Origin of the sequence: Gordonia sp. C13, from assembly GCF_023218005.1 — a bacterium.
GTDB classification, from domain to species: Bacteria; Actinomycetota; Actinomycetes; order Mycobacteriales; family Mycobacteriaceae; genus Gordonia; species Gordonia namibiensis.
On the sequence record NZ_JALPSY010000036.1, the window covers coordinates 1 to 19,289 of the forward strand.

Consider the following 19,289-nt stretch of genomic DNA (forward strand, 5'->3'; position numbering starts at 1 on the left):
CCCCCCCCCGGGGCGCCCCCCCCCCCCCCCCACGAAGGGGGCTCGTGAGATCGCTTCTCTCACCAGGCCTTCGTGGCTCGTCGCTATCGCTCCTCGCACCTCAGGCAGCAGGGCTTACGGCACCGCACCTCAGGCAGCGATGCTTGCACACAGGTTATCGGATTACTTGCAGGCCTCGAGAACGAGTTCCTTGACGCGCGCTGGGTCGGCCTGTCCGCGGGTGGCCTTCATGACATCGCCGACGATCTTGCCCGCGGCCTGGACCTTGCCGCCGCGGATCTTCTCGGCGATGTCGGGGTTGGCGGCGAGAGCGTCATCGACGGCCTTCTGCAGTGCCGAGTCGTCGCGGACGACCTCGAGGCCGCGGTCGGCGACGATCTGCTTCGGCTCGCCTTCACCGTCGAGCACCGCGGTGGCGACCTGCTGGGCCAGCTTGGTGGTCAGCTTGCCCTCGTCGACGAGTCCGATGATCTCGGCGACCTGCGCCGGCGTGATGGACAGGTCGGCCAGCTCCACGCCACGCGAATTCGCCTGCTGCGCAAGGAACGACACCCACCAGCCGCGGGCGGCCTCGGGTGATGCACCGGCGTCGACGGTGGCGATGATCAGGTCGACGGCGCCGACGTTGACCAGGTCGCGCATGACCTCGTCGGAGACACCCCACTCCTCCTGGATGCGGGCACGGCGCAGCCACGGCAGCTCGGGCAGCGTGGCGCGCAGTTCCTCGATCCACGCCGAATCCGGCTGGACCGGAGGCAGATCGGGCTCCGGGAAGTAGCGGTAGTCCTCGGCGGTCTCCTTGCGGCGACCGGCGGAGGTGGTGCCGTCGGTCTCGTGGAAGTGGCGGGTCTCCTGCACGATCTCGCCACCGGCCTGCAGGATCGCGGCCTGGCGGCGCATCTCGTAGCGGACGGCGACCTCGACGCTCTTGAGCGAGTTGACGTTCTTGGTCTCGGTACGGGTACCGAACTCGCTCGCGCCCTTGGCCATCAGGGACAGGTTCACGTCGCAGCGCATCGAACCCTGGTCCATCCGGACGTCCGAGACGTCGAGGGACTTGAGCAGGTCGCGGAGCGCGGTCACGTAGGCACGTGCGACCTCGGGTGCGCGGTCGCCCGCGCCGACGATGGGTCGGGTGACGATCTCGACGAGCGGCACGCCGGCGCGGTTGTAGTCGAGCAGCGAGTGGCTCGCACCGTGGATACGACCGGTGGCGCCGCCGATGTGCAGCGACTTACCGGTGTCCTCCTCCATGTGCGCGCGCTCGATCTCCACACGCCAGGTGGTGCCGTCGGCGAGCAGGACGTCGAGGTAGCCGTCGTAGGAGGTGGGCTCGTCGTACTGCGAGATCTGGTAGTTCTTCGGCTGGTCCGGGTAGAAGTAGTTCTTCCGCGCGAACTTGCTCGACGGTCGGATCGAGCAGTTCAGGGCCAGGCCGATGCGGATCGCGGACTCGACGGCCTTGGCGTTGGCGACCGGCAGCGCCCCGGGCAGGCCGATGCACACCGGGCACACCTGGGTATTGGGCTCGGCGCCGAAGTCGGTGGGGCATCCGCAGAACATCTTGGTCGCGGTACCCAGCTCGACGTGCACCTCGAGGCCCATCACCGGATCGAAAGCGGCGATGACCTCGTCGTACTCCAACAGTTCGACGGCGGCGGAAGTCATGGCTGCCAGTTTATGCGGCGATATCCCGGGGGAACGTTCAGGGTGATCACCGATGCCGGGAACGGGTCGGCGGACCTACCGTCGGAGACATCAGTTCACCGACCACCTCGATCAGCAGGAGACCCCGATGACCACCGCACAACCCGCTTCGTCCGCCCCGCGACTGACGCGCTCCCGTTCGAACGCCTGGCTGGGCGGTGTCTGCGGCGGCATCGCCGAACGATGGGGCTGGGACCCCACCCTGGTCCGCGTCCTGTTCGTGCTGTCGATGCTGCTGCCCGGCCCGCAGGTCCTCATCTACCTGGCGCTGTGGATCATCATCCCGCGCGAGCCGGCCCCGGTGATCCCCGTTCACCCGTGATCCCGGTCTAGCCGAAGATGACCCGGATCTCCTTGTATTGATCCTGCGGGACGGTCTTCAGCTCGCCGAGCGCTTCGTCGAAGGTGATCCGGTCGATCTGGGTGCCGTGCAGGGCGACCATCTGGCCCCAGCCCTTCTCGGCGACCAGGTCGGCGGTGGCCATGCCCATACGAGTGGCCAGGACGCGGTCGTAGGCCGACGGCACTCCGCCGCGCTGGATGTGGCCGAGCACGGTGGCCCGTGTCTCGATGCCGGTGCGCTCCTCGATGAGGGGGGCCAACACCTCTCCGACGCCGCCCAGCCGCGGACGGTTGAAGCCGTCGAGACCCTTGGTTGAGTACGCCTCCGTCATCTCGGGAAGTTTGAACCCCTCGGCGACGACGACCATCGGCGAACGTCCGCGTGCCTTGACGCTGGTCACCCAAGCGCAGATCTGGTCGAGGCTCTCGGGGTTCTCCGGGATGAGGATCACGTGCGCGCCGCCGGCGATGCCCGAGTGCAGCGCGATCCACCCGGCGTGACGACCCATGACCTCGAGCACCATGCACCGCTTGTGCGAGTTGCCGGTGGTGCGCAGGCGGTCGATGGCCTCCGTCGCGATCTCGACCGCGGTGTTGAACCCGAACGTGTAGTCGGTGGCATCGATGTCGTTGTCGATGGTCTTGGGGACGCCGACGATGTTGATGCCGTCGTCGAACAGACGCTTCGACGCCGCGGCTGTGCCGTCGCCGCCGATCGCGATGACCCCGTCGATACCGAGGTTCTTGAGCACCTTCTTGATGTTGTCGGGCCCACCGTCGGGTTCGGTGTAGGGACCGAATCGGCTCGTGCCGAGAATCGTTCCGCCCTCATGGGACAGACCGCGGACCGTCGAGCGGTTGAGTTCCATGATGTCGCCGTAGACGAGACCCGCCCAGCCGTCCTTGAAACCGACGAACTCGTGGCCGTAGACGGTTTCACCCTTGAGCACCGCACCGCGGATGACGGCATTCAGACCGGGGCAGTCACCACCGGAGGTGAGAATGCCGAATCTCTTGGCCATGTGGTGAGACCCTCCCTGTCGAACGCGACGAACACACCCAATCTAGTGCGCGGGTGTCCTCCCCGCTGAGCACGAATTCACTTGATGCCGTTCTCGTAGGCGAACACGACCGCCTGCGCACGGTCCCGCAGTCGCAGCTTGCCCAGAAGACTACTCACATGGGTCTTCACGGTCTGTTCGGTGACATAGAGGTCGGCGCCGATCTCGGCGTTCGACTTGCCGTCGGCCACGAGGTCGAGCACCTCCCGCTCCCGCGGCGTCAGGTGTTCCAGCGCGGGGTTCCGGGCGGGGCGTCGACGCCGTGAGGTCACCTCGGTGATGAGTCGCTTGGTGATCGACGGCGCGAGCAGCGCCTCACCGGCGGCGACCACCCGCACCGCACGCACTAGTTCATCGGCCGGCGCGTCCTTGAGCAGGAACCCCGACGCGCCGATCCGCAATGCCTCGTAGACGTAGTCGTCGATGTCGAAGGTGGTGAGCATCAGCACGCGAGTCTGCGGTTCGAGTCCTGCCGACAGGATCTGCTCGGCAGCCCAGAGTCCGTCCTTGCGCGGCATCCGCACATCCATCAGGACGACGTCGGGCCGCACCCGCTTGCACACCTCGACCGCCTCCACACCGTCGGCCGCGTCGCCGAGCACGGACAGGTCCGGCTGGGCGGCGAGAAGAGCCGAGAAGCCCTGCCGGACCATCGCCTGATCGTCGGCGATGACGACCGTGATCGGGCCGGAGCTGCCCTGTGCTTGTTGCGGTTCCGCGTTGATCGGCACGCCTGACAGGCTACTGGTCGGAGGCCGGCGAGGGGACCTTCGGCGTGCCGACGGAGGAGGCCGCGTCGGGAAGGACGCCGTCGCGCGGCGGTGTCGCCGGGATACGCGCGCGCACCGCGAAGCCGCCCTCGACCGTCGGTGCCGCAAGCAGCGAACCACCCACTGCCTGCGCACGTTCGAGCATTCCGGGTATGCCGACGCCGTTGCCGCCGATCCCGAGGGGTTCGGCCGTCGGGGCCGAATTGACCACGGCCACCTCGACGGTGCCGCCATCCCCCGGGGTGACGCTCACCAGGGTGCGGCTGCCCGGCGCGTGCCGGGTGGCGTTGGCCAGCGACTCCTGGATGATCCGGTAGATCACCAGTGCTGCCGACTCCCCGACCACGGCATCGTCCACCTCGCGGGTCAGCGTGACGTCGGACCCGGCGCGGCGGGTCTCGGCGACGAGCGAATCGATCTGCGCCAAACCCGGATTGGGGGCCGCGACACTCTCGGCACCCTCGACCCGCAGCACCCCGAGCAGCTGCCGGACCTCGTCGAGCGAGGTGCGGGCGGCATCGGCGATGGCGTCGAATTCGGCTGCCGCAGCGGGTGAGACGTCGTCGATCCGGTATCGCGCGGTCTGCGACATGACGACGACCATCGACATCCGGTGCGCCACCACGTCATGCAGATCCCGCGCGATGCGAGCACGCTCCTGCAGAACTGCAGACTCCGCCTCGGCCTCCTCGGTTTGCTTCGTGCGCGCGGCGAGTTGTCGACGCGATGCCATCAGTCCACGCAGGAGTGCCACGACCACGGCGAGCACCGAGATCCCGACGATCCACGCCGGGTGAACCGCGTAGGCGACGACGAGGGACGTCGTCAGCCAGACCACCGGTACCCACCGCAGCGGACAACGGAGCATCACCATGAAGGTCAGCACGAGCAACTCGATGAAGTGGGTGACCTGAATGGTCAGTTCCCACCCGCCGTGCGTCGGCACGATCAAGCCGATGACCTGTGCCGAGACCACCGAGATCGCCCAGCCGACCAGCGGCGCCGACCACGCGAACGCGATCGGCAGTGCCGCGAACGCCGAGACGAGGGGCAGCAGGAAGGCGGGCACGGAATGTGTCACGGGCAGCGTCGGCCAGGCGATCGAGTACATGATCAGGGCGACGACCAGGAAGAACCAGTTGACCCGCGAGGTGAAATAGGCACGCACCGCGGGATCCTGGGCGACGGGCGCGGTGGACGCCCAGTCAACGAAGTCGCCGCCGGCCGCGCGCAAGTGCTTGCGTAAACCGAACATGAGGTTCACCCTAGGCCCGGTGGGGACCGGCAGTCCTCATACTTTCGGGGGAGACGCCCCCGTTCCCGAGTAGGGGCATGGCACCGAAACCCCACCCCACCGATGAGCGGGAACCGCCCGTCGGAGCGATGTGGCGAGGTGGTTGCGCTACCTAGCGTCAATGTCCATGAACCTTCCCGGACCACTGCGGAAATGGCCTTCGGACAACGCTTCTCGACCCGCTGATCATACCGATCCCAGACGTCTACGACGTCTGGTTCGCTGGCTGGTGGCCGCACTGACACTGATCGTTCTCGTTGCCGGGCAGTGGATGTCGACGGCGCACGCGGTCGCCGGTGATGTCGGTTCGTCTACGGGTGTGGTCGTCCCCCTCCCCGAGGACGCCGACAACCCGTACGCCGCCGCCGTCGTGGCGCTGACGGGGCCGGTCCCGTCCACGATGATGGACGTACTGCCCACGAGGTTCGACGCGCACATGGGTTACACACCGACCGTTGTCTCGGGTGTGCCCGTCGACCCGGACGGCGACTGCTCGTCCCCGGTGCCGCTCCCCGACCGGTTCACCCCTCTCTGCCGCACACATGATCTCGGCTACGACCTGCTGCGCGCAGCCGCCGCTGACGGTCGTCCGCTGGGATCGTGGGCGCGATTCGCCCTCGACCGCATGCTGATCGACGCGATGCAGCGATCGTGCAGCAACCCGGTGTGCGACGCCGCGGCGCGCATCGCCCGGGTCGGTTTGGCCTGGAACACCTGGCGCCAGTACGGCGGAGCACCGACCCAGCAGGAAACGATCCCGCAGCTGGTGTCCACCACGGTCGAACGTGCACTCGTCGACCGGGATCCGCGCACCGAGACCGACACCGAGGAGCTCTCGTGATGTCCACGCCCACAACATCGTCGACGCGGACCGGTCGACATCTGCCTCACCCCGTCCTCGTGGTCAGCGTCGTCGTCGCATACCTCGTCGCCCTCTATCCCGGCACGCTACCGCGCGATGCGCTGACAACCACAGTCGTGGCGACCGGCGTCACGGCGTTGGGTGCGGCCGTCGGAATGTTGTTGGCACAGAGGTCATCCCGCCGTCGGGGGCTACCGGATCGGCAGACCCGGCGTGTCATTCTAGGTATCGGCGTGCTCGTCGCGGCCGGCGGTGCGGGTCTGGCGGTGTGGTGGCAGAACCTGATCCGCGCCGCCCTCGGAGCGGCGCCGGTCGGCCCCGACTGGTGGGCCGGGGCAACACTGGCACCCCTCGCAGTCGTTGCCGCGATCGTCCTGGTCCCGCGCGTCACCGCAGTAGTCGCGGCGTCCGCGGTCGCGCTCGCCGCGGGTCTCCTCACTCCCGCCTCTGCGGGTGCCGACGAGGCGCAACCGCTGCCGCGGACCGTCGCCGTCTCCGAGTCCGGGGCACTGTTGCGCGGAGAGCTATCGGCCCCGGAATTCACTTCTCCGGCAACACGATTGGTGCAGTCTTGGTTGGCCGGGGACGGACTGTCGGCGCGGGCGGTGATCGTGGCCGTGCCCACCGGATCGGGCTGGGTCGACCAGGCCGCGGTGGCGGGTTTCGGCGACCGCTTCGACGGCGACGTCCGAATTCTGACACTCCCCTACGCCGACGTCCCGTCGTGGAAAGCGTTCGTCTCCGACGACGCGGCGGCGACGGACTCGTCGATCGCACTGGTCCGTGAGCTGGCGAGGATTTTGGAGAGCCGGCCCGAAGCTGACCGGCCCCGACTGGTGCTCTACGGCCAGAGCCTTGGTGCGGTCGGAGCCGACGCCGCCCGGATCTGGCTCGAGGACCATCACCCGGGACTGCTCGCCGAGACGGTCCTGACCGCACCACCGGCCGGAACGGTGGCCGCGGTGTCGGCGACACCGCGGCTGGTCGTCGCGAATCGCAGCGATCCGGTGGTCCGCTGGTCGTTGAGTTCGCTCTGGCGTCCCCCGGCCGAACCCGCGGAGGTCGTGCTCGGTGGTCCGCAGGTACCCCAGGTCCCGTGGCTGCCGGTGGTCAGCTTCCTGCAGACCAGCGTCGACCTGCTGGCCGCGCTCGACGGCCCGACCGGCGTCGGCCACCGCTACGGGGTGGAGCAGGCGCGTGCGGTCAGTGGTTTGCCGCGATGACCTCGCAAAACCCACCACAAATGGACGAACCCACCACCTGAAGCGGTGGTGGGTTCGCCCCAAAAGGGGTGGGTTTGCAGTGGCGTCAGATGATCGCGCCGCGGGCCGCCTCGTACGACGCGCCGACCCGGTACAACCGGTCGTCGGCGAGCGCGGGCGCCATGATCTGCAGGCCGACGGGCATACCGTCGTCCTTGGACAGACCAGACGGCACCGACATCGACCCGATGCCGGCGAGGTTCACCGGCAGGGTGCAGAGGTCGAACAGGTACATCGCCAGCGGGTCGTCGACCTTCTCCCCGATCGGGAACGCGGTGGTCGGCGTGGTCGGCGAGATCAGCACGTCGACCTTCTCGAAGGCGGTGGTGAAGTCGCGCGAGATCAGGGTGCGCACCTTCTGCGCCTGGCCGTAGTAGGCATCGTAGTAGCCCGACGACAGCGCGTAGGTGCCGATCATGATGCGGCGCTTGACCTCTGGCCCGAAGCCGGCTTCGCGACTCAGTGCCATGACCTCGTCGGCCGAGTGCGAACCGTCGTCGCCGACGCGCAGGCCGTACCGCATGGCGTCGAAGCGTGCGAGGTTCGACGACACCTCCGACGGGAGGATCAGGTAGTACGCGCCGAGCGCGTAGGTGAAGTGCGGGCAGCTGACCTCGACGACCTCGGCGCCGCGCTCCTCCAGGAGCTTGACGGCCTCGTGGAACGAGTCGAGAACGCCGGACTGGTAGCCCTCGCCCTGCAGCTCTTTGACGACACCGATCTTGACGCCCCTGAGGTCCTGCTCGGCGCCTTCGCGGGCCGCGGCGACCACGTCGGGCACCGGGACGTTGATCGAGGTCGAGTCGCGCGGGTCGTGCCCGGCGATGACCTCGTGCAGCATCGCGGTGTCGAGAACCGTACGGCCACACGGGCCGCCCTGGTCGAGCGACGACGCGCAGGCGACGAGTCCGTAGCGCGAGACGGTGCCGTAGGTGGGCTTGACGCCGACGGTCGCGGTGACCGCGGCCGGCTGACGGATCGACCCACCGGTATCGGTGCCGATCGCCAGCGGGGCCTCGTAGGCAGCAAGTGCCGCGGCGCTACCGCCACCCGAGCCGCCTGGGATCTTGGTGGGGTCCCACGGGTTTCGGGTCAGCTGGTAAGCAGAGTTCTCGGTCGAGCTGCCCATGGCGAACTCGTCCATGTTGGTCTTGCCCAGGATCGGGATGCCCGCAGCACGGAGACGCTCGGTGACCGCGGCGTCGTAGGGCGGAACCCATCCCTCGAGGATCTTGGAACCGCACGTGGTGGGGGCGTCGGTGGTGGTGAAGACGTCCTTGAGCGCGATCGGCACGCCGGCGAGCGACGACACGGTGTCGCCCGAGGCGATCGCATCGTCGGCGGCCTTGGCGGCAACGAGCGCCTCGGCGCCGCTGACGTGCAGGAAGGCTCCGAGCTCGCCGTCGACCTCGGCGATGCGATCGAGGTGGGCCTGCGTGACCTCCACCGAGCTGACCTCGCGGGCCGCGATCTTGGTGGCGAGTTCGGCGGCGGACAGACCGGTAAGGTCACCGGCGGGACGAGGCGCTGCGGCGTGCGACGCGGGGCTCACTGCTCTTCTCCCAGGATCTGCGGAACGGCGAAACGGTCCTGCTCGACGGCCGGCGCACCGGACAGTGCGGCGTCGGTGGTCAGACCGGGCACGACGACGTCGGGGCGCAGCACGTTGGCGAGCTCGGCCGGGTGCGCGGTGCCGGGTACGTCGTCGGCGGCCACCTCCGACACGGACGCGACGTGGGTCAGGATGGAGTCCAGCTGCTCGGCGTAGACATCGAGTTCGTCCTCGCTCAGCGCCAGTCGCGACAATCGCGCCAGGTGCGCAACCTCTTCACGCGATATGGACTTCGGTTCGCCAGCCACCGTCAGCGTCCTTTCTCACCATCACTTGCACGGCCATGTCGCCCACCGCGACGCCGAAGCGACGCAGATGTGCCTCTCCAGCCTATGGGAACGCGCCGACCCGACTCACCCCAGCCACCGTTTGCACTCCCCGACCCGGTCCGCCCCTCCCCCCCGGCGGTGCGCGCCCGATCCTCACGAGTGCGAGAATGGCCCACGTGTCTTACCTGTTGCGCGTCTACCTCGAGGACCGTCCCGGCAGTCTCGGCGTGCTCGCCGTGCAGCTCGGTTCGGTCGGTGCGGACATCCTGTCTCTCGAAGTGGTCGAACGCGGCAACGGTTACGCCGTCGACGATCTCGTCGTGGAGGTCCCGCCGGGCTCGTTGCCCGACAGCCTGATCACGGCCGCGGAGAAGGTCAACGGCGTTCGAGTCGACTCGATCCGCCCGTACTCCGGCGTGCTCGACACGCACCGCGAGCTCGAACTCGTCGACCAGGTCGCCACCGCGTCCCGCAATGATCGTCTCCAGGTCCTCGTCGACAACGCCCCGCGCGTGCTGCGGGTGTCGTGGGCCATGGTCATCACCAAGGCCAGCGGCGGTGTGCTTCAGCTGTTCGGGTCGTCCGGAGCCCCGGAAACCCCGCTCACCAGGGCCGATTGGCTTCCGCTGGAACACGCGGCGCAGCTCGACGCCGAGGGCGACTGGGTACCGGGCGCCTGGCAGGAGATGGACACCCGCCTCGCCGCCGCACCCATCGGCTCCAACGAGAAGGTCGTCCTGCTCGGCCGCATCGGCGGACCCGACTTCCGCCCCTCGGAGGTGGCGCGGCTCGGCTACTTGGCAGGCATTGTCAGTACGGTGTTGCGCGCCGACGAATAGCGCGATGATGGAGCGATGACCTCCATCACACTCGTGCAGGGAGACATCACCCTCCAGTCGGTCGACGCCATCGTCAACGCCGCCAATTCGACACTCCTCGGCGGAGGCGGGGTCGACGGCGCCATCCACCGTCGTGGCGGTCCGGCGATCCTCGCCGAATGCAAAGAACTGCGGGCCGGTCAGTACAGACGCGGACTCCCCGTCGGCGAGGCAGTCGCGACCACCGCCGGTGACCTGGACGCGCGCTGGGTGATCCACACCGTAGGGCCCGTGCACTCCTACGACGAGGACCGGTCCGAGTTCCTGGTCTCGTGCTATCGCGAATCCCTGCGCGTGGCAGACGAATTGGGTGCGACGACGATCGCCTTCCCGGCCATCTCGACCGGCGTCTACGGCTGGCCCATGGACGACGGCGCACGCCGGGCCGTCGACACGGTCCGGTCCGCGGACACCGCGCTGACCGAGATCCGCTTCGTGCTCTTCGACCCGCGGGCATACCGCGCGTTCGACAAGGCGCTCAACGGTTGAGCGCCGGCCGGGGCTCGACGGCCGATGATCAGCAATAGGTGACCCGTGGAGCTCCGCGACGTCCGCAAGCTCCGAAAATCTCGTCCCCCTGAAGTGCCTCCGAGGGCAGATTGCCCTCGGACACCCCTGAGCGGGACGAGTTTTCGCGCAGCAGTCCTCCGACGGGCGAGCGCCGTCGAAGTTTGCCGGCAATAGGTTTCGCCTAGCGAGACGTCGAGCGCTCCCCGGGAGTACGTCTAGTCGGGACTGCCGGTCTCCAGCAGTCGCTTGAACGCGTCCTCGTCGAGGACCGGGACGCCGAGCTGTTCGGCCTTGTCGGCCTTGCTTCCCGGCGAATCGCCGACCACCACGTAGTCGGTTTTCTTCGACACCGAACCCGACGCCTTGCCACCGCGCTGCAGGATCGCCTCTTTGGCGCCGTCGCGGGAGAAATCCACCAGCGATCCGGTCACGACGATGGTCTTGCCCTCGAGCGTCCGCGCAATAGAGTCGTCGCGCTCGTCCTCCATGGAAACGCCTGCTGCGCGCCATTTCTCGACGATCTCGCGATGCCAGTCGACGGTGAACCAATCGTGGATCGACTGCGCGAGGGTCATGCCGAGCCCCTCGACATTCGCCAACTGTTCGACGTCGGCGGATTCGATGGCCTCCAGCGAACCGAATTCGGTCGCCAGTGCACGTGCAGCCGTGGGCCCGACGTGGCGGATCGACAGACCCACCAGCACTCGCCACAACGCCACGTCCTTGGCCTTGTCGAGGTTGGCCAGGAGGCGTTTGCCGTTCGCCGACAAAGCGCCGTTCTTCGTCGTGAACAGCTCCGTGCGGGCGAGGTCGTCGGCGGTGATCGAGAACAGGTCACCCTCGTTGCGGATCACCTTCGCCGACAGCAGCGCGGTCGCGGCCTCGTACCCCAGCGCCTCGATGTCGAAGGAACCGCGGCCGGCGAGATGAAAGAGCCGCTCCCGCAACTGCGCCGGGCAACTCTCCTGGTTCGGGCACCGGACGTCGACGTCGGATTCTTTCTCGGGACGCAGCGGTGTACCGCATTCCGGGCAGCGTTCGGGCATCTCGAACTCGACCTCGGAGCCGTCGCGCAGGTCGACGACCGGGCCGAGCACCTCGGGGATCACGTCGCCGGCCTTGCGGATGGTGACGGTGTCTCCGATGAGCACGCCTTTGCGCTTGACCTCCGAGCCGTTGTGGAGGGTCGCGCGGGACACGGTGGACCCGGCCACGAGGACCGGTTCGAGAACCGCGAAAGGCGTGACACGCCCGGTGCGACCGACGCCGACCTGGATGTCGCGCAGCTTGGTGGTGGCCTCTTCCGGCGGGTACTTGTAGGCGATCGCCCAGCGCGGTGCGCGCGAGGTGGAACCGAGGCGGCGCTGCAGGGTGAAGTCGTCGACCTTCACCACGATGCCGTCGATCTCGTGCTCGACGTCGTGACGGTGTTCGCCCCAGTAGGAGATCTTGTCCAGGATCTCGGCGGCGCCCGACGCCTTGGTGGTGTGCGTCGACACCGGCAGTCCCCACGCTCCCAGCGCGAGGTAGGCGTCGTGCAGCGACGCCGGTCGCCAGCCCTCGGTGTGGCCGATGCCGTGACAGATCATCCGCAGCCTGCGACGCGCCGTGACCTGCGGATTCTTCTGCCGCAGCGAACCGGCCGCCGAGTTGCGGGGATTGGCGAAGGGGGGCTTGCCGTCGGCCACCAGGGACGCGTTGAGCGCCTCGAAATCCTCGACCCGGAAGAAGACCTCGCCGCGCACCTCGAGGACGTCCGGGATCGGGTACTCGTCGGAGGCGGTGAGGCGCTGCGGGATGTCCTCGATGGTGCGGGCGTTGAGCGAGACGTCCTCGCCGGTGCGCCCGTCGCCGCGGGTGACACCGCGTTCCAGGACACCGTTGCGATACACCAGGGCAAGCGCGACGCCGTCGATCTTGAGTTCGCACAGGAACTCGGCCTCGACGCCGGCGTCGGAGTTGACCCTCTCCACCCACGAGGTCATCTCGTCGTAGTCGAAGACGTTGTCCAGCGACATCATCCGCTCGAGATGGTCGACCGGGGAGAATGCGGTGGAGAAACCGCCGCCGACCAGCTTGGTCGGCGAATCGGGGGTCGCGAGCTCGGGGTGACGTTCCTCGAGGTCCTGCAGGCGACGCAGAAGCGCGTCGAACTCACCGTCGGTGATGACCGGCGAATCTTTCACGTAGTAGCGGAACTGATGCTCGCGGATCTCCTCGGCGAGTTCGGTCCACTGCTCCCGAAGGTCTCCCTCGGGTCCCGACTGCTCGGTCGCCGGGCGCTCCGACTCCGTTGTTTCTGCCACGTTCCGAGGGTATCGGAGTGCTCGGACAGGCTTCGCGACTCACCAAGCCCTTCGTGGCTCGTCGCTATCGCTCCTCACACATCAGGGAGCGGACCTGGGTGCGTCGCGCTCTTTCGGATCAGGGAGCGGACCTGGGTGCGTCGCGCTCTTTCGGATCAGGGAGCGGTGGGGTCGAGTTTCGCCAGCGACCGTTTCGGCGCGACGTGCCGGTAGCTGGCGTCGAGCAGTTCGGCGACCTCGTCCCAGTCGGTGGCGTCGTCGAGGATCAGGCCGAGCCAGCCGAAGGGGCCGTAGTAGGCCGGAACGTAGAACCGCGGGTCCTCTTCGAGCGCGGGCTTCTCCGCCTCGTCGGGGATGAACAGAACCGATTGGTCGTACCGGACCTTGCCGCCCTTCAGGCCACCGCCGTAGTTCGCGAACATCTTGCCGCATCGGAAGGTCGGGCGGCCGTGTGACACGACCTCGGTGGCGTCGGGCAGCGCGAGCGCGATCTCGCGCACGCGACCCAGGATCGGGTCGGCGTCGTCGAACATGATCGGGTGCGGCACCCTCGCAGAATAGTTCCGCCGGGCGGGGCTCCGCAGAGCTTCTAGTGCCTCACAGGGCGGTCGGATCGGTGCCGAGAAGCTGACCGGCTTCGGCGGACATCGCGAGAGCCTTCTTCGCCCAGCTCTCCGACGCCCCGGCGAGACCGCAGGTCGGTGTGACGACGACATTCTCGCACAACACTTTCCGGTTGAGGCCGATGCGGTCGGTGATGGCGGCGAGGTCGGTGGCGACGGTGTCGGCGTTCACCGGCCGCTTCGGCGCGGTGGACGGGATGCGGCCGGCGACGAGGATGTCACCGCGGTCGATGAGCATCCCGATGCCGTCGAGGTCGGCGTCGGTGGGGGCGGTGACGTCGATCGAGTACGCCACGCCGCGAAGGTGTTCGAGGAGGTCCCAGCGGGGCCGGTTGCAGTCGTGCAGGATCACCGGTGCGTCGACGTGTTCGATCAGTTCGGTGAGGGCCCGGGCCGCTTCGACGGCCGGGACCGCGCGGATCGGGTCGAACCGGGTGAGGGGCTTGACGGTTCCGTCGATGACCCGCCCAATAATCGGCTCGTCGATCTGGACGACGACCTGTGCCCCGAGTCGCCGGGTGATCTCGGCGACGTGTTCGCGGAGCCCCTCTGCGGTCGACGCGACGACGTCACGGACCGCGCCCGGATCCTTCAGCACGCGGTGGCCGTTGGGCAGTTCCACCGATGCCGAGGTGGTGAACGGACCGGCGACCTGGACCTTGAACGGTCGGCCGGTACCGACGAATCCTGCTGTCTCCCAGAGCTCTTCGACGACGTCGAGATCTTCTTTGAGGAAGTCGCGGGCGCGGCGGGTGAGCTGCGATTCTCGCTGCGCCAGCCGGTATCCCCACGTGGCGGTGTCCATCGGGAGGTCGACGAGGAGCGCGGCCATCCGCCCGATCATGTCGGAGCCGGGTCCGCGACCCGGGAGTTCGACGAGGTGTGCGAAATCGAGCTCACCGTTGACCACGGCGGCCGCCGCACGCGGGTCGGTGCCGGGCATCGAGCCCACGCCGGTTCCGACACCGGTGGGCAGACCGGGCGTGGTCACCGGGTCGCGACTGCGGTCGGCTGCGACGAGGTGGACGCGATGCGCCCGCACCCGACGACCTGATCGCCGCGCTCGGCGTCCGGCAGGTACAGCACGGCGGCCTGGCCGCGTGCGACACCGGTCAGCGGTTCGTGCAGGACGATGTCGATCGCGGCCTCGCCGTCGATCGTGGTGGGGGTCGCGGTGACGGGTGCGAGTCCGCCGTGCGCACGCACCTGGACCACGGCCTCGAACGGCTCGTCGGGGGTGATGCCCGACGTCCACACCGCACGGGTCGCGGTGATGCCCCAGACCTGCAGGTCCTCGGCGGTACCGACGGTGACCGTGCCCGACTCCGGGTCGATCTCGGTGACGTAGCGGGGCTTGCCGTCGGCGGCTGGGGCGTCGATGCCGAGACCCTTGCGCTGACCGATGGTGAAGCCGTGCACACCCTCGTGGTCGGCGAGGCGCTCGCCAGAGGAGGCGTCGACGACCGCGCCCGGGCGGATACCGATCTTGGCGCCGAGGAAGGCGCGGGTGTCACCGCTGGGGATGAAGCAGATGTCGTGGGAGTCGGGCTTGTCTGCCACCGCGAGACCGCGTCGAGCGGCCTCGGCCCGGATCTCGGCTTTCGGGGTGTCCCCGACCGGGAACAGCGCACGGGACAGCTGCTCGCTCGTCAGGACGGCGAGCACGTAGGACTGGTCCTTGTCGTGGTCGACGGCGCGACGCAGCTCACCATCGACGAGCTGCGCGTAGTGGCCGGTGGCGAGTGCGTCGAAGCCGAGGGCGATCGCCTTGTCGGCGAGGGCGGCGAACTTGATCTTCTCGTTGCACGTCAGGCAGGGGTTGGGGGTGCGTCCGGCGGCGTAGGCCTCGACGAATTCGTCGATGACGTCGTCCTTGAATCGATCGGCGAAATCCCAGACGTAGAACGGGATTCCGAGCACATCGGCGGCGCGTCGGGCGTCCGAGGCGTCCTCGCGCGAGCAGCAGCCGCGCGATCCGGTGCGCAGGGCTCCGGGTGCGGTGGAGAGGGCGAGGTGGACGCCGACGACCTCGTGGCCGGCGTCGACGGCACGTGCCGCCGCGACGGCCGAGTCGACGCCGCCGCTCATCGCTGCGAGTACGCGCATCAGGAAACCTTCCCGCCGGGTGCGGAGACGAGGCCGGCCGCGCGGGCTCGATCCACGACCTCGTCAATGACCTGGGCCACCGCGTCGATGTCGGCGTCGGTGGTGGTGTGGGAGAGCGAGAACCGCAGCGACGACCGGGCGTCGGCCATGTCGAGTCCCATCGCGAGCAGCACGTGGCTGGCCTGCGCGACACCCGCCGTGCAAGCGGAACCGGTGGAGCACTCGATGCCCTTGGCGTCGAGCAGCATGAGCAGGGAGTCGCCCTCACAACCGATGAAGGAGACGTGGACGTTTCCGGGGAGCCGGGCGTCTGCGGGTGCACCGTTGCGCACCGCACCCTCGACACCGAGCAGGATCTCGGAGAGACGTGACGCGAGGTTGCGCACGCGAGCGGTGTTCTCCTCCATGTGCTCGACGCACCAGGTCAGCGCGGCAGCCATCCCGGCGGCGCCGGCGACGTCCTGGGTCCCCGACCGCACGTCACGCTCGTGACCGCCGCCGTGCTGCAGCGGGACGCAGGCGACCTCGCGGCCGAGCAGCAGCGCGCCGACGCCCTGCGGACCGCCGAACTTGTGGGCGGCGAGGCTCAGCGCGGACAGTCCGCTGGCGGCGAAGTCGACCGGCAGGTGGCCGACGGCCTGGATGGCATCAGAGTGCACCGGGACGCCGAACTCGGCTCCGAGCGCGGCGATCTCGGCGATGGGCTGGATGGAACCCACCTCGTTGTTGGCCCACATGACCGAGATGAGGGCCGTCTGGTCGGCGTGTGCCTCGAGTTCGGCGCGCAGGTCAGCGGGTGAGACGACGCCGTCGGCGTCGACCGGCAGGACCACGAGTTCGGCACCGGCGTCGGCCGCGAGCCACTGCGCGGGGTCGAGGACCGCGTGGTGCTCGACCGCCGACACGATGATGCGGCGACGCTGGTCGTCGGCGCGGCGACGGGCCCAGTAGATGCCCTTGATCGCGAGGTTGTCCGATTCGGTGCCTCCGCCGGTGAAGATGACCTCCGACGGCCGGGCACCGACGGCCGCGGCGATCGCCTCGCGCGCCTCCTCGAGGCGGCGTCGGGCGGTCCGCCCGGAACCATGTAGCGACGAGGCGTTGCCCGGGGCGCCGAAGACAGCGGTCATCGCCTCGACGGCTTCGGGCAGCATCTGCGTCGAAGCGGCGTGGTCGAGGTAGACGGACGTGCGCGGCGGCACTCGGGTTGGCAGGGGCATCGCTAGCAAGGATAAACGCGCGACCGACGCCGACAAATTCCGCGACCTGCGAGCGCTGTGCGTCCCACGCTGGTCATCGGGCGCCCGACCACCGGACCCGACCTTGCGGTCGCCTTCTCGGACGTCTCAGACGCGTTCGAGATAGAAGTACAGGTGTCGTCCGTCGATCACGCCGCCCTTGCCGTTCATGATGCCCATGACGGTGGTGTCGTCGACGCGCTTGAAGTGATCGATGACCGGCTGACCGTCGTAGACCATCGACGCGGTGATCTCCCCGCGGAACTCGACCGCCCACAGGCTCGCCTCACCCTTGCCGAGTTTGACGTTCGAGAACAGCTTGCCGTTCTCGTCACGGCAGACCAGCGGCTGCACATCGCTGCGCGAGGTGAAGGTCTTGCCGAACCAGTTGGCCTTCGCCAGCATCCCGTTGATGGCGTGGCCGGTGGTGAATTCGCCGCCCTTCCAGGCTCCGAGCATCTCCTCCGGGCGAAGCGTCGCCAGTCCTGCCCAGATGGTGTCGAGGACCGCGTCGTCGACGAGCCCTTCCGCTTCCCGCAGCTCGAAGAACTTGGCGCGGGCCGCTTCTCGGGTCAGGGTGGACGTCATCGTCGGACTCCTTCGACATACGGCGATCTCCTCGGCCACTGCGCGGCCGCTTGCGAAGGAACCTATATCAGAGAACGTTCGATGTCACTTTCCGCGGTGCGCAACACACGCTCGCAACGCCGGGCCAGCTCGCGACGGTCGGCGCCCGGCACCTCGGCCCGTTCGAGGCGGACGACCACGGTGAGTCCGCGGGCACGCAGCACCCGACCCAAGGTGTCCAGCGGCGAGTCGTCACCGATGAAACTCGCGGCCGTCGCGGCGCGCCCGTCGGGCCCGACGAACCGCAGGCGGACCGGAGACACCGGCACCCCCGCGTCGACCGCCGCCTGGAAGAAGGCCGGCCGGAACGCCCCGCCGGTACGGCCGCAGAAGGTCGTCCCCTCCGGGAAAACGATCACCGACGATCCGGCGGCGAGTCGCGCGGTGACGTCTCCCACCGCTGCCGGGAGCCCGCGCAGCGTTCCGCGGTCGACGGCGATCACCCCGAACCGGCGCGCAAGCCGCGCCACCACCGGCATGTCGACGACGTCGGACTTCGCCACCACCGGTGCCGGGCTGACGAGCGCCAGCGCGAGGACGTCGAGAAAGGAGATGTGGTTGGCGACGATGAGCCCGTTCGCGTGCGGATCGCTGCGCCGGTCGTCGACGACGACCGTGATGCCGAGCGCGGCGAGCAGCGGACGTGCGGCCCGTGCGCGCAGTGCTCGTCGGGGCCTCCTCCGGAGCCGCGCCGTGGCGCTGTCGGCGACGAGTGTCCCGACGATCCAGCCCGCGATCGCGGCGAGACGACACAGTCGCGCACCGACTGTCAGCGCATCGACGATCCGCCTCGTGGCGAACGGGCCGAGACACTCCTGCCCGCAGTCGCTGACCGGGAACCACGGATGACGGTTCACCGACATGGTGGTCACCGCGTCAGGGCCTCGCCGAGCCGAGACGCTGGGCGCTCGATCGCAAGCGGTCGAGATAGCGCCGGTTGGCGCCCTCCCGGTCGAGGAGGGTGAGGAAATCCGCGGCGTCGAAGACGTCGTCGACGGCGGGCTCACCGCAGATGCGGGCGCCCATCCTCAGGTATCCGCGCATCAGGGGCGGCATGCCGATGACGTCCGCGGGCGTGATGTCACCGAGGAGACGCCCACCGATGCGTGCGGGAGTCAGCGGGGCGACTTGTCGGATCGGGTCGGAGTAGTCCTCGTGCAGGCGATCACGGACGGCTCGCAGCACGGCTCCGGGCATCCACTCCCCCGGACTGTGCAGCGGCACCGACACGCAACCCATCAGATACCGGTAACCCGCCAGATCCATGTACTGGAGCAGAGCTGCCCACATGAGCGCGGTCACCGATCCGTCGCGGTGCTCCGCGTGCACGCAGGCGCGACCCAATTCGACTGTCTCCGAGAAGATGCCGGCCAGTCGACTCAGGTCGAATTCGGTGGACGAGTACCAGCCGCCGGCGGCGATCGCGCGCGGCGGTGCCAGTAGTCGTGCGCACCCGATGACACCGTGGTCGTCGTGCCGCACGACGAGGTGTTCACAGAATTCGTCGAACCTGTCGGCGTCGCGGCCGGTGGCCGGATCACCGATTCGATCGGAGAAGCCGGGCTCGTCGGCGAAGACCCGGTAGCGAAGTCGTTGGGCGGCAAGGATGTCGGCGGGGTCGTCGGTCACCAGCACCCGGACCGGCCCGGCGGCCAGCAGGGTGGCCGAGACCGCGGAATCGGTTACCGCACTGGTGGCGATGGACTGCAGAACGTTCATGCCCCGTATGAAAGCCACCGCCGGCGTCGTCACGAAGACGGCAGCGTGACGTGTCGGGGCGATCCGGATGAACACGAGCCGCACCGGCCCTGGGTGAACAGGT

The 19,289-nt window shown here is 68.6% G+C and carries 19 protein-coding genes; 5 read left to right on the plus strand and 14 right to left on the minus strand.

The window, feature by feature from the left end:
- Positions 1-162 precede the first annotated feature (162 nt).
- The gene (gene gatB / locus M1L58_RS21365; RefSeq protein WP_248660388.1) at positions 163-1,668 is read right to left on the minus strand and encodes an Asp-tRNA(Asn)/Glu-tRNA(Gln) amidotransferase subunit GatB; all 1,506 of its coding nucleotides are present in this window, start codon (positions 1,666-1,668) and stop codon (positions 163-165) included.
- A gap of 127 nt (positions 1,669-1,795) precedes the next feature.
- On the opposite strand from gatB, the gene M1L58_RS21370 reads away from it, so the two are divergent.
- Complete coding sequence (locus tag M1L58_RS21370) at positions 1,796-2,029, plus strand: PspC domain-containing protein (protein WP_154884946.1); 234 nt, start codon at positions 1,796-1,798, stop codon at positions 2,027-2,029.
- Positions 2,030-2,036: 7 nt separating this feature from the next.
- Here M1L58_RS21370 and M1L58_RS21375 read toward each other — a convergent pair whose 3' ends face one another.
- From M1L58_RS21375 to M1L58_RS21385, 3 genes are all read right to left on the minus strand, one after another.
- The gene (locus tag M1L58_RS21375) at positions 2,037-3,071 is read right to left on the minus strand and encodes a 6-phosphofructokinase (RefSeq protein WP_006865698.1); all 1,035 of its coding nucleotides are present in this window, start codon (positions 3,069-3,071) and stop codon (positions 2,037-2,039) included.
- A 77-nt stretch (positions 3,072-3,148) separates the two neighbouring features.
- The gene (locus M1L58_RS21380) at positions 3,149-3,841 is read right to left on the minus strand and encodes a response regulator (RefSeq protein WP_006865697.1); all 693 of its coding nucleotides are present in this window, start codon (positions 3,839-3,841) and stop codon (positions 3,149-3,151) included.
- Positions 3,842-3,851: 10 nt separating this feature from the next.
- Positions 3,852-5,135: a sensor histidine kinase gene (locus M1L58_RS21385; protein WP_248660389.1), complete on the minus strand. Its 1,284-nt coding sequence runs from the start codon at positions 5,133-5,135 to the stop codon at positions 3,852-3,854.
- A gap of 268 nt (positions 5,136-5,403) precedes the next feature.
- On the opposite strand from M1L58_RS21385, the gene M1L58_RS21390 reads away from it, so the two are divergent.
- Both M1L58_RS21390 and M1L58_RS21395 read left to right on the plus strand, forming a co-directional pair.
- Entirely contained in the window at positions 5,404-6,015 is a 612-nt protein-coding gene (locus M1L58_RS21390; RefSeq protein WP_248660390.1) for a hypothetical protein, read from the plus strand.
- Positions 6,015-7,259: an alpha/beta-hydrolase family protein gene (locus tag M1L58_RS21395; protein ID WP_248660391.1), complete on the plus strand. Its 1,245-nt coding sequence runs from the start codon at positions 6,015-6,017 to the stop codon at positions 7,257-7,259. Before M1L58_RS21390 ends, M1L58_RS21395 begins: the two co-directional genes overlap by 1 nt.
- An 85-nt stretch (positions 7,260-7,344) precedes the next feature.
- On the opposite strand, the gene gatA is transcribed toward M1L58_RS21395, so the two are convergent.
- A complete protein-coding gene (gene gatA, locus M1L58_RS21400) occupies positions 7,345-8,850 on the minus strand; it encodes an Asp-tRNA(Asn)/Glu-tRNA(Gln) amidotransferase subunit GatA (RefSeq protein ID WP_248660392.1) in 1,506 nt (501 codons plus the stop codon).
- Entirely contained in the window at positions 8,847-9,158 is a 312-nt protein-coding gene (gatC, locus tag M1L58_RS21405) for an Asp-tRNA(Asn)/Glu-tRNA(Gln) amidotransferase subunit GatC (RefSeq protein WP_006865692.1), read from the minus strand. Before gatC ends, gatA begins: the two co-directional genes overlap by 4 nt.
- Before the next feature lie 188 nt (positions 9,159-9,346).
- Here gatC and M1L58_RS21410 point away from each other — a divergent pair, with 188 nt between their 5' ends.
- Positions 9,347-10,018, plus strand: a complete 672-nt coding sequence (locus tag M1L58_RS21410; RefSeq protein WP_006865691.1) for a hypothetical protein — start codon at positions 9,347-9,349, stop codon at positions 10,016-10,018.
- A 15-nt stretch (positions 10,019-10,033) separates the two neighbouring features.
- Complete coding sequence (locus tag M1L58_RS21415) at positions 10,034-10,546, plus strand: O-acetyl-ADP-ribose deacetylase (protein ID WP_248660393.1); 513 nt, start codon at positions 10,034-10,036, stop codon at positions 10,544-10,546.
- A 236-nt stretch (positions 10,547-10,782) separates the two neighbouring features.
- Here M1L58_RS21415 and ligA read toward each other — a convergent pair whose 3' ends face one another.
- From ligA to M1L58_RS21455, 8 genes are all read right to left on the minus strand, one after another.
- The gene (ligA, locus tag M1L58_RS21420; protein ID WP_248660394.1) at positions 10,783-12,873 is read right to left on the minus strand and encodes an NAD-dependent DNA ligase LigA; all 2,091 of its coding nucleotides are present in this window, start codon (positions 12,871-12,873) and stop codon (positions 10,783-10,785) included.
- A gap of 155 nt (positions 12,874-13,028) precedes the next feature.
- Positions 13,029-13,421: an MmcQ/YjbR family DNA-binding protein gene (locus M1L58_RS21425; RefSeq protein ID WP_248660395.1), complete on the minus strand. Its 393-nt coding sequence runs from the start codon at positions 13,419-13,421 to the stop codon at positions 13,029-13,031.
- Between the two features lie 49 nt (positions 13,422-13,470).
- Positions 13,471-14,487: a vitamin-B12 independent methionine synthase gene (locus tag M1L58_RS21430; RefSeq protein ID WP_248660396.1), complete on the minus strand. Its 1,017-nt coding sequence runs from the start codon at positions 14,485-14,487 to the stop codon at positions 13,471-13,473.
- A complete protein-coding gene (gene mnmA, locus M1L58_RS21435; protein ID WP_006865686.1) occupies positions 14,484-15,602 on the minus strand; it encodes a tRNA 2-thiouridine(34) synthase MnmA in 1,119 nt (372 codons plus the stop codon). Before mnmA ends, M1L58_RS21430 begins: the two co-directional genes overlap by 4 nt.
- Positions 15,602-16,822, minus strand: coding sequence for a cysteine desulfurase family protein (locus M1L58_RS21440; protein ID WP_248660397.1), 1,221 nt, complete (start codon positions 16,820-16,822; stop codon positions 15,602-15,604). Before M1L58_RS21440 ends, mnmA begins: the two co-directional genes overlap by 1 nt.
- 126 nt (positions 16,823-16,948) lie before the next feature.
- Positions 16,949-17,428 carry a DUF4334 domain-containing protein gene (locus tag M1L58_RS21445; RefSeq protein WP_248660398.1) on the minus strand — a complete coding sequence of 160 codons (480 nt, stop codon included), beginning with the start codon at positions 17,426-17,428 and terminating at the stop codon, positions 16,949-16,951.
- 62 nt (positions 17,429-17,490) lie between these two features.
- The gene (locus tag M1L58_RS21450; RefSeq protein WP_248660399.1) at positions 17,491-18,330 is read right to left on the minus strand and encodes a lysophospholipid acyltransferase family protein; all 840 of its coding nucleotides are present in this window, start codon (positions 18,328-18,330) and stop codon (positions 17,491-17,493) included.
- Positions 18,331-18,343: 13 nt separating this feature from the next.
- Positions 18,344-19,270: a GNAT family N-acetyltransferase gene (locus M1L58_RS21455; protein WP_248660400.1), complete on the minus strand. Its 927-nt coding sequence runs from the start codon at positions 19,268-19,270 to the stop codon at positions 18,344-18,346.
- Between the last annotated feature and the right edge of the window lie 19 nt (positions 19,271-19,289).